Genomic DNA, 14,181 nt, shown 5'->3' on the forward strand with positions numbered 1-14,181 from the left:
TAGGAAAAATAAGTAGTTAGACTTAATCTCTTTATGGTAAAAAAGAATCAAAACTAAAATTTAGTTAACCCCTAAATGGTTCAATTCCAAAAACAAAAAAACAAGAATGAATAAAGAGTATGCCGTTGGCTTAGATATAGGAGGCACACATATCACCGCAGCGATAATTGATATAGTAGATATGAAGGTGATGGATTTTTCAGTGCACAAAGAATCTTTTGATTCTAATATGCCGGTGGAAGAGGTTATGACTATTTGGGAAAAAGCAATTCGTACATCATTCAAAAATTCTAAAGTAGAAAAAACTTCAGGATTAGCAGTTTGTATGCCGGGGCCATTTGATTATACAAACGGAATTTGCTGGATAAAAGACCAATCTAAGTACGAACATTTTTATGGGTTGAATGTACGTGATTTATTTCAGGACAAACTAGATCTTTCTAGTGATTTTCCAATTCTTTTTGAAAATGATGCTGTTTGTTTTGGAAAAGGAGAAGTTTTTAAAGACTCAGGAAATCTTTCTAAAAAAGTAATGGCGATTACACTTGGTACAGGACTAGGTGCTTGCTTTATAGACAAAGGAGAATCAATCAGCACAGGTAATTCAGTACCAAAAGAGGGAGAAATTTACGATCTTCCATACAAAGAAGGTATTGCTGAGGATTATGTTTCAGTTCGCGGACTTTTGGCTGGTTATTTCGCTTTAAGCGGAAAAAAAGTAAACAATGGTTTAGAGCTTTTTAATTTGGCTAAAACTGGTGATACAATGGCAGCAAAAGTATTTGAACAAATGGGAGAAGACTTGGCAGAAATCGTTCTTCCGTGGTTAGAAAAATTTGGTGCAGACAGCTTTATCATTGGAGGAAAAATTGCAAACGCAAGCGAATTCTTTTTGCCTGTTTTCAATCAAAAAATTAAAGAAGCTGGAAGTGAAATCGTAGTTTCTATTTCTACAGATAATGAGAAGGCAGCTTTATTAGGCGCCACAAGTATGCTTTATAAAGCGTAATATCAATTATAGAATATATTATTTTTAAAAGCTGTCCGAAATATAATTTCGGACAGCTTTTTTTATAAATACTAAATACTAGCACTCCAAGTTAGACCGCTTATATCAGTTAAAGTCAGCGTGTAATGCTCTTTGTCAGATGTTTTTTTACGATCGATCGGAAGACGTATTGTTGCTTTTGCACCAAGCGGAATAATTAAGCTGTGAGCTCCGGGTTTTATTTTGGCAACATAATGATTGTCAATTATCGTGGCAGGTAATTTTGCTAAATCGGCTCCGTGCAATTGTAAAAGATATTTTCCAGATGAATCTTGAAGCGAAATACCAATTAAAAAAGAACCGTAAACGTCAACGCCTTCAACTCTATAAACATCAAAACTCATTTCTGTATTCTGCATTTTAAAATTGCTGATTTCCAGTTTTGGTTTTACCGATTTATTGTGCAATGTTCCAAAAACGCCTCCATGAAAATATTGATTAGTATACAAAGTAAGACCTGCAATAAAAGCAACGATTACCAAAATAAGTCGTTTGTATGCAGCTAAATTCAGCGGTCCAGAACCTAGAAATTTAAACCATTTTGTTTTAGTAAAAGGAAACTTTCTCGAAATAAAATAAGAATCTAACGAAAGATAGTTACTGCCGGTTATAAATAAAGTAAATCCTGCGGCCAAGCCTAAAATTCCTATTTGCCATTCGTCTAAACAAGTTGTTCCAATCCAGCCGGAAGCAAGCAGAATTCCGAATGCTAATAAGAATATTCCAATACTCATTAAACGAGTGAAAAAACCAAGAATTAATGCTAAACCTACAATTCCCTCGACAATAGTAAAAGTTACCATTGCATACCATAAAGCTTCGGGATGTGTAACTAAATATTCGATTATGGGTTTTAACCCCAGCGAATTGGGTAAAAAATGATTGAATTTCTCGCCAATGTAACCTGCTTCTTCAGGTATTAATTTGTTTTCTAAAATAAGACGTCTCCAAAATGCCGAAAAATAAGTCCAGCCAACTACCAATCGTAACGATAAAGTAGCCATAGACGCAGTGTCAAAAGATTTCTTTTGCTGTATCATGCAGTAAAAATTTAAAAATTAAAAATTGTTTTTAAGCTGTAATTGAATTCGCTTTTAGCGCAATTTTTAGATTTTTAAATACGATAAACATAGGAGGATAAGTCGTAGATTTTTTGCCGAATTCAAAAGCAGGACGAATTTGAATTTTAGTAAAAACAGTACTCTCATTTACAGGAGAATAAAACGACAGTGTTCTAGGTATAATTGGAATTTGCGGTGCAGAAATAACCTTTTTTACAAAAGTGTTTTTATGAACTAAACTGCTGCTGCAAGATCCAAACTGTGGTAATTGAGTTTGAGTTTTTTGAGAAAATTCTATTGAATCGATCGCGGTAAAATGCAGAATAGTTTTTTTAATCTGACAATTAGAAAAAGCATACACCAAACTTACAGCTAACAAAAGATGCTTAAGATGTCGAAAAAAAGTGATGTAATTTTTCCAATTCATTTTATAAAAATAACTCTAAAAAATGGTACTTGCATTGATTTTAGATAACATTAACAGCTATTTCAACTCAATAAACAAGTTCAGCGTTTGTTTTTACTATTCCGGATTTAAAACGGTGATAATATTTTCTCTCAGACCCGTTTTTAGATTGATAATTTCAAATCTTTTTGCCGCCGAAAACGAACCAATATCGCTGTCGCTGTTAATTAAAATTGCGCCAACAAGAATGATATATTTACAATTGTATTTCGTTGCAGCGATCAGTTCTTGAATACGATCGTCTATAGCTTGATAGATCACTTCGGTTGCCTCTATCAATGGAAGTTCTGAGTTTAGAATTTTATCTTTTTGCTTGAATAAAATTTGCTCAATAATATTCATTTGATAATCCAATTCCGTTACATTTCCTAATTTTATGGTATTATCTGCTAATTTGTTAAGAGCACCAGTTGCCGCACCGCAGCAAAGCGACTTCTCCGTTTGTCCAATGCGGTTAATTTTTCCAACAACTCCTTCTTTAGAAATACCAATATGAGGGCCGTAATAAATAAAAACAGCTCCATCATCAGGCACATGACTAGCAAAAGCAGCCATACCGCTTAATCCCGTAAACGGAAAACCATCTAAGCCGCCCATCTTAAAAGGACCTAAAAACTCGAGAGCTCTTGCAGGATATTGAATGCTGTTTACATCATCACTGCAAATACTATCTGCTAATATAATTTGCGAAGGTTCTAAATCTAGTTTCTCTTCAACATAATCAATTACTTTATTGATATAATCAATAGTAGTTAAAGCATAAGGATAGTGTTTTCGGATAATATCTAATTTTTCTCTTTTTTTCATTGATCAATTCGTTATGTAAAAAAAGTTCTGACGGGTAAAAAAGCTCATGCAAATTTGTATGCAGGTTCTATTTTTTGCAATTTTTTATAAAGGTACAGTTAAAAATTAAGTTCTCTTTTTACTTTTAGAATATATTCGAATTTCAAATTAGATACCATTCAAGATTATACGTTTATGAAATTTTAGAACTGATATGCTCAAAAAGGATATTAAATTTGTCGCCGAGTTTTTTCTTAAGACGTTGTTTTGATTTTTTTACAGCATCAGGTGTTACTCCTAATAATTCAGAGATTTCAGTATTATTAAAATTTAGTTTTTGCAGTAATAAAATTCGTTTATTAGAATCTGTAATTTCAGGAAAATCTTCTTCCAGTAAACGATGAAATTCAGGATGAACTTTTTGAAATTCTCTTTTAAAATTTTTCCAGTTTTCCTCCGTCATCAAATGAGATTCTAGTAAAATGCTCAGATTTTCTTTTTCAGAATCGCTGTTAGACGAGTTTTTAATTTGATTTATCTCAGATTTTAAAATTTTTATTTGATTGTTTTTTTCTTTCAAATGAGCGGCATGTGCATCTAAATTTTCTTTTGCTTCGGATAATTTCTGCTCATTTTTTATTTTCTCTGTTTTTAATGAAAAAACCTTTTCACGATACTCAATCTGTCTATTTTTTAGATGCTTTTTAAAATTAATAACAAGAAAAATTAATAAGGAAAGAGCAAGGATAATAATTACAGCATAAACATTTTTTATCGAAATTTCATTCTTGTATTGTTCATTAGTACGATTAATATTTTGCTGAAATTTTTCTTTTTGAATCATCCAGTTTACTTTGCTGATAGCCATATCTCCATCTTTATTTTTAAGAGAATCTTCAAGAACAAGCATTCGTCTTCTTAAAAACAATTCTTCATCAGCTTTGTTTTGGTGCTGCAGGATTCTCAATTTAAGTTGAATGATTTGAAGTTCTGATTTTTCAAAATAGGTTTTTGAGTACACAATATTCTGTGCCTCTTTCAAAGCATGATCTGCTTTAATAAAATCGTTGTCATCTAAATATAGTTCTGCTAGTAAAATGAAAGCGTACATCGTATTCTGATAGCTTTTTTCAGTTTTTGAGATGTCAATATCTTTTTTGACTAATGAAATTGCCGATTTAAAATCGCCTTGTTTTTGTTTTACCAGTGCCAGATCTCCCAAAGCTTTAGCATAGCGCACTCGATCCTGAATTTCCTGCGCTAATTTGGCAGTTTGTAAAAAATAATATTGAGCTTTTTTAAGATCAGAAGTATGCAGATAATTCATGCCAATAGCATTTGTTATCGAAGCATATTCGATGCTTTTTTTAGGAGCATTTTTTTTGGCAAGATCTAAATAGTATGCCGCCTCTTTGTAATCACCAAGCGTTTGCATAATCCATCCAATTTTTTTGAAGGATTCACCCGGTAAGATTATTTTTTCGGCTGGAAGTTTTTCAATCTTATCAATTATTTTAAGAAGGAGCGGAGTCATTTTTATGAAATCTCTGTAGTGATATAGATAACTTACATAATTAAGCTGTGTCCAAATTTCAATGCTTTGTTCTTTTAAAAGCTCCGCCATTTTAATTGACTGCTGATAGTGAAAATCACTTTTTTTGTTTACTGCATTATAAAAATTACTATATCCATTAGCAAGTAATGCCTCATAAAAAACGCTGTAGTTTTTATTTTGATACAGTGGTTTTAAAAAGTTTTTTAACGCCAGTGTATCCTTGTCAAAAGATTTTTCCTGATTTAATACTGCCTCATAATTTTTAATTTCATTTTCGGAAAAAGAAATTTGAATAGGAGCGTTTTGTGCTTTTAATAGAAAGGCAAAAAAGATTAAAATGATGCAGTAGATTTTCTTTAAAAACATTTTTTCTTAGTTGTGGTTTTTGTTTTTGGGATCGTAAAAATAGCAAAAAAGAATCGTCTCTTAAACCTAAAAACAGAATGTATTGATTTTGTTAGATTTCTAGATGAAAATGTCCCCCATTTGTCCCCCTCATTTTTTATAGTATGAAGCCTTTCTAGAGTAGTTTTGCCGAAGCAATATCCGAATTTAAAAACCTCGTATATGCAGCAAATTGAGATGTTTTTGCTGCCTCATTTTTCAGCGTTAGGAACTGCTGTGGTAACTGTAGAAAATTTTATTGCCCCAACTGTTCTCCCCCAAGATATAACAGTCAATTCGATTTTACAGGAAATGCAGCATTAGTTCCAGCGCTGATTAACAGCGACTATAGTTGTAGTAATGCGAGTGTTCGTTACCATTGTTTTTTAAGATTTACAAACTCACAAAGGAAATTAGACGGATTGTAAAGCTGAATTTATTTAACGATACTCAAATCCTTAAAAACAGATTTCGTTATATCTTTTCTGCAATTTCCGAAATCAGCACTATTAATTTTTCGATCTTGCAAAAGGCGTGTTGCAAAAAAATAAGCACCATTATTATTTACAATATAGCCAATCCACCATCCGGTATTGATTTCGTTTTCTCTTGTCCAGCCTGTTTTTGAATAAATAGTGTAGTCGCTGTTTTGTTCTGTCAGCATTACTTTTTTTACAATTTGCATATTCCGTTTCGAAAATGGAAGCTCTTCATCGTAAAGATTTTTTAGAAATTCGACTTGATTAAGAGGTGAAATTTTAAAGTTGCCAAAATTCCAAAAATCAGCATCCGTTTGCGACAGATCGAGATTTCCGTAATGACACAATGATAAGTATTTTTTGTAATTATCTTTTCCAATTTTCTTTGCCAACTCCACAAATGCCCAGCCTGCAGAAACTTCAAAAGCTTCTTTTACTGTTATGTCATGGTAAATCTCAGGACGATAACCATATTTTACGGTATCTGTAGTTCCAGGCCATTTTACTACGTCATTTTCGCTGGAAATAGTATTTGTTTCTAATGCTATAAGCAGATTGATAATTTTGAAAGTCGATGCAGGAAGTGTTTCTTTTTTGATGCCGATAGTGTCAGATAAAAACCATGTATGTTTATTGTTATCATAAATGGCAATTGAGCCTTCGACATTGCAGTTGTCAAAATATTTTTTAAAATCAGAATGCACGACAATTTTATCACGGTTTGATATAATTGTACGATCACTTTTTTTTAGATTGGATGAGCAGGAGAAAAGAAACCCAGCAAAAAGAAATACCGTAAATAATTGTTTCAAATTCATTTTGCTCCTTTAAAATATTTCACTAAATAACCACAATCATTGTCATTTCGACGAAGGAGAAATCTCCGCAAGAAACTCTACAAAGATTGGCTTTTCGTTGCAGAGATTTCTCCTTCGTCGAAATGACAAAAATGCGCAAACTAACTTTAAAATTTAAGCTTTTATCAAATTTCCTTGATCTTTGGAACAAAGTCTTCTACACCTTAAAAATCAAATTTCTTTTATAGAAAACCCATAAAATCAATGACCAGAAAATAGCATAAGAGATTGCATAAGCCAGTGAAGAATTCAATGGATTCTCAAAACAAGGTACAATCCAAAATTTGTAAATTAAGGTTTGAAGATTGATTTCTTCTCCAGTTAAATCTGGGCTTTGCATTTTTATAGAACTCATTACTCTCGGAATTACACCCGAAAAGTAAAATACAATCATAGGATTTACGCCCCAGATCAAGAATAATTTTGTCCATTTTTTATAGTTGGTAACATCAATAATATAATACAGCAAGGTTAAGCATATTGTTGCAATTCCAGCCGTATATAAGACGTATGAACTTGTCCAAAGCGATTTGTTTATTGGGAAAATAATATTCCAAAGTAAACCAAGAGCCCACAAAACAACTCCCGAAATGGCAAGTTTCTTTATGATTTCAGTTTTAGAAATTTGTAAGTTTAAAATCTGGCCAATAAACATTCCAAGTATTCCTGTACCAATAGCCGGCAGAGTGCTTAAAATTCCTTCAGGATCCCAAGTTTTAGAAACGCTCCATAAATGCCCATTTAAAACTAAATTGTCTAACCATGCTGCCAGATTAGTTCCTTTGTCAAAATTAGCAGCGCCAATTCCGGGAACGGGAACAAAAGCCATTAAAATATAATAACCCACTAATATCGAAGCAACAATTAAAAGCTGTGATTTTAAATTTGTTTTTAAATATAATAACGAAGCAAAGAAATAAACAATACCAATTCGTTGAAGAACACCCGGAATTCTAACATCTTCAAAAGCTTCTAATTTGCTGTATGCTAGAAAAATCATCAACGTAAAAATTCCAAAAACAAGATAGGTTTTAACCTTTAAAGTAAAGTTTCCTAAAAGAGCATAAGCAACGGCAAAAGTTATGGCTAATCGAACGAGTAATAATGGGATTCCTTCTAAATCAAATAAGTGTATTCTGCTGAAAAAGTTTAGAGATAATCCCAAACAGAAAATTCGCAGAGAACGAACCAAAATTTTATTGAATACAGCTGCATCAAAATGCTTTGTAGGCATTGCAAAAGGTATTGCTGTTCCCATTATAAAAACAAAAAACGGAAAAACTAAATCAGTAGGAGTACAGCCGTGCCATTCAGCATGTTCTAAAGGCGGATAAATTGAAGCCCAGCTTCCAGGATTATTGACAATAGTCATTAATAAAATTGTAAATCCTCTAAATACATCCAGTGAGGTTAAACGTTCTTTTGTCATTAGGTCGGTTTTTGGTTTGGTTTATTGTTTAAAAGAGAACTTTTAAAGCTCTGTGTGGACACAATTATAAAAAGTAACACGGATTGCACTAATTGTCACTAATTTTAATAGGTTAATCTTGTTTGTGAAATTAATTTAGCAAACAAATTAGTGACAATTAGTGAAATTTGTGTTCAATATTGTTTTTAATATTTGTGTTCATACGGTAGACTTTTAGAGTATTTTTTATGATGGAAAAGAAATTTTTCCCATTGACACTGATGGAATTCCTTTACGAGATCCAAAATCAGAGTTTCCGCCAGAAACAGTTTCATTTGCTAAAATGGCAAATAAGATTGCTTCTTTTGCATCGCCAGAAATTCCCAGTGAATCAGTATTAGTAAAAGTACAAGACAGCAGTTCTTTCAGCCAGCCTGTTAATAACGGATTATGAGCGCCTCCGCCGGACATATAAATAGTAAAACTTTCTATTGGATAAGTTGTATTACTGATTGTCGAATTTATTGCTTCTGCTATCGTTTCGGCACTAAATCGGGTTAAAGTCGCTAATAAGTCTTCAATAGAAATGTTTTCTGTACCGCTTTTAGTTTGCGCGTTTCTCACATATTCAATACTGAAAAGCTCTGGTCCTGTGGTTTTTGGAAATGGCGCTTGGAAAAAATCATCAGCTTTTAGAGCTTCTAAAAGAGATAGATTTACAATTCCTTTTTTTGCAATTTCGGCATCTTTATCATACGCTTTATCAGGAAATGAAAGTCTGGTAAAAGCATCAATTAAAGTGTTTCCTGTTCCTGTATCCGTTACAAAAACCTCTTCGGGATTATGATTGGAAGGTAAAAAAGTAAAATTGGCAATACCGCCCATATTAAGCATAATACGATTTTCGCCTTTTTTACTAAATAGAAAATAATCTCCATAAACAGCCAACGGTGCACCTTCGCCGCCCGCAGCTATATGTTTTTGTCTAAAATCAGAAATAGTTATGATTCCAGTTTTTACAGCGATATGATCTCCGTCGCCAATTTGTAAAGTACCGTTTGTAAATTTTTCTAACTGATGCAGAATTTTTGGAGCATGAAAAACGGTTTGCCCGTGCGAGGCTACTAAATCAACTTTTGAAGCTGGAATTTTCCAACGGTTTAAACAATCAAGAATCATATCAGCATGAAGAATCCCGATCCATTCATTTAATAAAACTAGTTTCTGAAAATCAATAGTAGGTTTTGCAAATACGCTTCTGATTTCTGATTTTATTTCTTCTGAATAATCGACTGTGTCAAATTCTAATAATTGAACCTCAGTAGTTTCTCCAGAACCAGTAATTTTGCACAAAGCCACATCTAAACCATCCAATGATGTACCAGACATTAACCCAATAATAATTCGGGACGGCTTTTTTGCGATTTCATACAGTGATTCTAAATTTGCATTCATGATCTTTTTTTTTAGTTTAACTAAATAGAAATGTTCCTTATTTGATAACAGCTTCCTGAATTATCTTTTGAATATCTTCTCTGATTTTTCCTTTAGATAATTTATTCTCGTCATTTACAACTTCTGGATAAGTTCTATTGGATAAAAATACATAAACAATTTCTGTTTCTGGGTCAACCCAAGCGATGTTTCCAGTAAAACCGGTATGACCAAAACTTGACTCAGAAACACAACCGCAAGTTGGTCCGCCTTTTCCAACTCTTTTGTCAAAACCTAAACCTCTCTGAATTCCTTTGTCTTTATAATAACTAGTGTTAAAAGCATCAAATGTTTGTTCAGAAAAATAGTGCTTACCGCCGTAATTTCCTTTTTGTAAAAATAGCTGCATCATTTTGGCAACATCCATAGCATTAGAAAAAATTCCTGCATGACCAGCAACTCCGCCTTCCATAGCGGCAGCCATATCGTGAACATATCCCTGAATAAGCTGATGTCTAAAATAAGTATCGATTTCAGTAGGAGCAATGCTGTTTTTGTCAAATTTATTTAGCGGATTGTAAAGTGTATTATTCATGCCAAGTGTGCTGAAAAAGTTTTCTTTACTTAGATCTTCAAGCTTTTTATGTGTTTTCTTTTCTAAGTATTCTTTTAAAATGATAAAAGTAAAATCACTGTATTTGTATTCTTTTTTTATGGCTACTGGGCTTTTTGCAATGATTTTCATGATGGTGTCGTGATAATCATTTCGAATAAAAAGACTGTCTGCAACTTTTGTCGAAAAATTAGAATCAGCTGTTTTACGATAGTACTTTGCAGATGGCTTTCCTTCGTTGTCTAGTGTTGCTTTGTAAAACGGAATCCAAGCCTGCAGTCCTGCGTAATGCGTTAACAAATCTTTGAAAATGATGTTTTCTTTATTTGTATGTGCAAAAAACGGCACCATATCTTTTAATTTAGTATCTAAAGTAACTTTGTTTTTATCATACAATTGCATCACATTTGGCAGTGTAGAAATCATTTTCGAAATCGAAGCAACATCATATAAATCTGAATTGGTAACCTTTTTTTGATTGTCATAGGTTTGATAACCGTATGATTTCTGAAAAAAAACTTTTCCTTTTCGGGCAGCCAATACTTGCATTCCGGGAGTCATTTTTCCGTCAATTGCTTTTTGGGCAATCGCATCTATTTTAGATAAAACAGCAGAATTCATTCCTACATTTTCTGGAGTTGTAAAGCCCAAACGGTTTATTTTTTCGGTCGATAAGCCATCATTTACCTTAAACGAATCATTAATAGATACCGGCAGTTTTCCTTTTGCATCGACAGCACCAAATAGTATTTCTGCAGAAACAACTTGACTTATAGCTGAGTTTTGATACGAAACAACTAATCCTTCAATATCATCAAAATTAGTGACAGGTAACAGTGAGTAAGGTTTTGTGAAAATATCCAAAATCACTTTGTTGTGTTTGGCAATTTCTTGTAACCAAAGCAATTCAGTATCTGTAAAATTCTGCTTTTCCCAAGTTTTATTTAGTTTATGAAAACCTATAATTACAGTATCGTAATTTTTTAGTTCTTGATTTAAACTGTCAATATTAGTATTTGATACTTCTGTAACTTCAGTATATTTTTTTAAAGTAGTTACAAAAGTGCTGTTAACATCATCGCCTAGTTTTACATACGCTATTTTTTGATCTAGGTTTTTGATAGGTAGAATTTCTTTTTCATTTTTTAAAACCGTAATCGCATTTTCGTAAAGTTTATAATGCAAAGCGTCATTTTGTACTGGATTAAGATCACCGTTGATATTATTCATATCGATCGGTTTGTACTTGTTTAATCCGGCTTTAAATTTATAATGCAATATTTTTTTTACCGAATGCGCCAAGCGTTCTTCCGTAATTACACCTTGAGCATAAGCTTCTTCTAATTTCTGAAAGGCTTCGGGTACATTGTCAGGACCGAGAAAAATATCATTTCCAGCAAGAAGAACAGCTATTTCTAAATCGCCGGGACCTTTAAAATCAGTAGCGCCTTTCATTGCCAAACCATCAGTAAAAATCAAACCGTTAAAGCCTAATTCTTTTTGAAGCAGATTAGTTACAATATTATAAGAGGCCGAAGAGGGAATGTTCGTTTGCGGCTCTAAACTTGGAATATTTAAATGCGCAACCATTACAGAAACTAAACCTTCGTCGAAGGTTTTTTTGTACGGATATAATTCAACCAATTCAAGTCGTTCTTTCGAAAAATCAATTAGAGGTAATGCTTTATGCGAATCTACAGATGTATCGCCATGACCCGGAAAATGTTTTCCTGTGCAAAAAACACCTTGACCTTGCACGCCATTCATTAAAGCAATGGCTCTATTACTTACATTAACTTTGTCTTCGCCAAAAGAGCGGTTGCCAATAATTGGATTTTTCGGATTGGTATTAATGTCAAGAACAGGAGCAAAGTTGAAATGAATTCCGATACGTTTATTTTCATTCGCCATGTTACGTCCCACATTCTCAATTAAACTCAAATCCTGAATAGCTCCCAAAGTCATATTCCAAGGATAAATATAAGTCGAATCTAAACGCATTCCCAATCCCCATTCACCGTCAATAGCAATAAACAAAGGTACTTTTGCTTTTGACTGATACAGATTCGTTAATTTTGCCTGACGAACAGGTCCTCCTTGGAAAAAAATTAATCCGCCTACTTTATAATTTTGAATTAAGGCACTGACTTCTTTTGTATGCAGGGAATCTCTATTAGAATAGGCCGAAATCATAAACAACTGACCTATTTTTTCTCTCGCCGACATTTTATTGTAAATACTATCAACCCAAGCAGTTTCTTTATCAGAATCTTTAAAAAAAGTTTTTTTCTCAGATACAGGCTTAGCTTTGTAAACAACTGTGTCTTTTACAGGAATATCTGTTTTTACAGCTGTAATTGCGGTGTTTTTTTTAGAAGCACAATTGGTAATCAAAAAAAGAAATGCGGTGTATAGGCTGATTCTTATGAAGTAATTTTTCATAATATATTTTGTTTTGAACGAATGGGTTTTAATTAGCTTCTACCCATTAAAAGATGATTTTCAATGGGTGAGCTTTTATTTTATTTAGCAAATTGGGCTTGCTTTTTATATAGTTTAAAAAGATATTTTCTCGCTGCTTCGTGAACTTGTCAGGTATAATCCTAGATAAGTTATTAATCCGTTTATCACTATTAATTCATTATCAAACACATATCCTGAAAATAATAATTTCGAATTTTCATTGATTAAATACGTGAAGAAAGGAGATAGTAAGCATAGTACTGGAACTAATTTATCATTTACATGTCTTGATTTTTGGAATAATCCAAAAGCATATAAACCTAATAGCGGACCATAAGTATAAGAGGCAACTTTAAATATCATTCCAACAACTGAGCTGTCATTGATAGTATTGAAAATAATGATTACAAAGAAAATCAGAATTGAAAAACTAATATGTACTAAATGTCTTGTTCTTACAGTGTTTTTTTTGTTGTTTTCGGCTTTGTCCATTCCCAGAAAGTCAACACAAAAAGAAGTCGTTAATGCAGTCAGAGCAGAATCTGTTGTTGCAAAAGTCGCGGCAATAATTCCAAGTAAAAATACAATTGCAGGAACAACAGCTAAATGATTCAGTGCAATTTCAGGAAAAAGTAAATCAGTTCTTGGTTTGCCTGTAATTAAGTCAGTTGGAATTGCGATTCCATTTTTATCAGCATAAATATATAACAAGGCTCCAACGCTTAAAAAGAAAATGTTGATGATAACAAAGATTCCTGTAAACGTAAACATGTTTTTTTGTGCTTCACCAATATTTTTACAGCTCAGGTTTTTTTGCATTAAATCCTGATCCAATCCGACCATAGCAATGGTCACAAACATTCCGCCTATTATTTGTTTTATAAAATGGAATTTACTTCCCATGAAATCATCAAAGAAGAATATTTTAGAGTAGTTACTGTTTTTAACTTCTTCAAATGCTCCAATGGCGCTTAAATCCATGCGGTCGCAAATAAAATAAATGGTAAGAAAAACTGATGTTACCAAGAAAAATGTTTGTAAAGTATCTGTGATAATTATGGTTTTTAAACCGCCTCTATAGGTATACGAAAAAATAAGAATTAATGAGATGAATACCGTAAATGCAAAAGGAATATTATAAAAATCAAATACAAATCGCTGCAATACAATAACAACCAAATAAAGTCTGAAAGCAGAGCTTACGGTTCTGCTTATCAAGAAAATTAAAGCTGCCGTTTTGTAGCTGTAAACGCCCATTCTTTGCTCGATATAGCCATAAATGGAGGTTAAATTCATTCGGTAATATAGCGGTAATAACAATTTTGTAATTATTATAAAACCTATTGCATTCCCCAATACAAACTGAAAATATTTAAACTGCTCGCCGCTTACGGCTCCAACTTCTCCGGGAACTGATATAAAAGTTACTCCTGACAGAGCAGTTCCAATCATTCCAAAAGCAACTAAGTACCATTTTGAGTTTTTATTAGCTGTAAAAAAGGCATCATTTCCACTGTCTTTTTTGCTCACTTTATGCGAGATATAGAATAATGTTCCGAAATAAATGATAATAAGAAGGAGGATGGTGCTTGGTGTCATTTTATAGTTTTAGTGGTTTTGGTTTTGT

The 14,181-nt window shown here is 32.8% G+C and carries 10 protein-coding genes; 1 reads left to right on the forward strand and 9 read right to left on the reverse strand.

What is annotated here, in order from left to right:
- Positions 1-106 precede the first annotated feature (106 nt).
- Positions 107-1,009, forward strand: coding sequence for an ROK family protein (locus B0A75_RS04380; protein WP_089053065.1), 903 nt, complete (start codon positions 107-109; stop codon positions 1,007-1,009).
- A 71-nt stretch (positions 1,010-1,080) separates the two neighbouring features.
- Here B0A75_RS04380 and B0A75_RS04385 read toward each other — a convergent pair whose 3' ends face one another.
- From B0A75_RS04385 to B0A75_RS04425, 9 genes are all read right to left on the reverse strand, one after another.
- Positions 1,081-2,088: a TQO small subunit DoxD gene (locus tag B0A75_RS04385; RefSeq protein WP_089053066.1), complete on the reverse strand. Its 1,008-nt coding sequence runs from the start codon at positions 2,086-2,088 to the stop codon at positions 1,081-1,083.
- 31 nt (positions 2,089-2,119) lie between these two features.
- Positions 2,120-2,536, reverse strand: a complete 417-nt coding sequence (locus B0A75_RS04390) for a hypothetical protein (RefSeq protein ID WP_089053067.1) — start codon at positions 2,534-2,536, stop codon at positions 2,120-2,122.
- 96 nt (positions 2,537-2,632) lie between these two features.
- Positions 2,633-3,382, reverse strand: coding sequence for a hypothetical protein (locus tag B0A75_RS04395; RefSeq protein ID WP_089053068.1), 750 nt, complete (start codon positions 3,380-3,382; stop codon positions 2,633-2,635).
- A gap of 172 nt (positions 3,383-3,554) precedes the next feature.
- Positions 3,555-5,282 carry a tetratricopeptide repeat protein gene (locus tag B0A75_RS04400; protein WP_089053069.1) on the reverse strand — a complete coding sequence of 576 codons (1,728 nt, stop codon included), beginning with the start codon at positions 5,280-5,282 and terminating at the stop codon, positions 3,555-3,557.
- Between the two features lie 454 nt (positions 5,283-5,736).
- Positions 5,737-6,597 carry a penicillin-binding transpeptidase domain-containing protein gene (locus tag B0A75_RS04405; RefSeq protein WP_089053070.1) on the reverse strand — a complete coding sequence of 287 codons (861 nt, stop codon included), beginning with the start codon at positions 6,595-6,597 and terminating at the stop codon, positions 5,737-5,739.
- A gap of 196 nt (positions 6,598-6,793) precedes the next feature.
- Complete coding sequence (locus B0A75_RS04410) at positions 6,794-8,065, reverse strand: acyltransferase family protein (protein ID WP_089053071.1); 1,272 nt, start codon at positions 8,063-8,065, stop codon at positions 6,794-6,796.
- Positions 8,066-8,290: 225 nt separating this feature from the next.
- Positions 8,291-9,499: an anhydro-N-acetylmuramic acid kinase gene (locus tag B0A75_RS04415; RefSeq protein WP_089053072.1), complete on the reverse strand. Its 1,209-nt coding sequence runs from the start codon at positions 9,497-9,499 to the stop codon at positions 8,291-8,293.
- 37 nt (positions 9,500-9,536) lie between these two features.
- Complete coding sequence (locus B0A75_RS04420) at positions 9,537-12,533, reverse strand: glycoside hydrolase family 3 N-terminal domain-containing protein (protein ID WP_089053073.1); 2,997 nt, start codon at positions 12,531-12,533, stop codon at positions 9,537-9,539.
- A 114-nt stretch (positions 12,534-12,647) separates the two neighbouring features.
- Complete coding sequence (locus B0A75_RS04425; RefSeq protein WP_089053074.1) at positions 12,648-14,153, reverse strand: sodium:solute symporter; 1,506 nt, start codon at positions 14,151-14,153, stop codon at positions 12,648-12,650.
- Positions 14,154-14,181 lie beyond the last annotated feature (28 nt).

Source organism: Flavobacterium oncorhynchi (assembly GCF_002217355.1).
GTDB classification, from domain to species: Bacteria; Bacteroidota; Bacteroidia; order Flavobacteriales; family Flavobacteriaceae; genus Flavobacterium; species Flavobacterium oncorhynchi.

Excerpts from the sequence above, each read along its gene's own strand:
- B0A75_RS04410 (WP_089053071.1), bottom strand. The coding sequence starts at position 8,065 with ATGACAAAAGAACGTTTAACCTCACTGGATGTATTTAGAGGATTTACA.
- B0A75_RS04380 (WP_089053065.1), top strand. The coding sequence starts at position 107 with ATGAATAAAGAGTATGCCGTTGGCTTAGATATAGGAGGCACACATATC.
- B0A75_RS04425 (WP_089053074.1), bottom strand. The coding sequence starts at position 14,153 with ATGACACCAAGCACCATCCTCCTTCTTATTATCATTTATTTCGGAACA.
- B0A75_RS04405 (WP_089053070.1), bottom strand. The coding sequence starts at position 6,597 with ATGAATTTGAAACAATTATTTACGGTATTTCTTTTTGCTGGGTTTCTT.
- B0A75_RS04385 (WP_089053066.1), bottom strand. The coding sequence starts at position 2,088 with ATGATACAGCAAAAGAAATCTTTTGACACTGCGTCTATGGCTACTTTA.
- B0A75_RS04390 (WP_089053067.1), bottom strand. The coding sequence starts at position 2,536 with ATGAATTGGAAAAATTACATCACTTTTTTTCGACATCTTAAGCATCTT.
- B0A75_RS04415 (WP_089053072.1), bottom strand. The coding sequence starts at position 9,499 with ATGAATGCAAATTTAGAATCACTGTATGAAATCGCAAAAAAGCCGTCC.
- B0A75_RS04420 (WP_089053073.1), bottom strand. The coding sequence starts at position 12,533 with ATGAAAAATTACTTCATAAGAATCAGCCTATACACCGCATTTCTTTTT.
- B0A75_RS04395 (WP_089053068.1), bottom strand. The coding sequence starts at position 3,382 with ATGAAAAAAAGAGAAAAATTAGATATTATCCGAAAACACTATCCTTAT.
- B0A75_RS04400 (WP_089053069.1), bottom strand. The coding sequence starts at position 5,282 with ATGTTTTTAAAGAAAATCTACTGCATCATTTTAATCTTTTTTGCCTTT.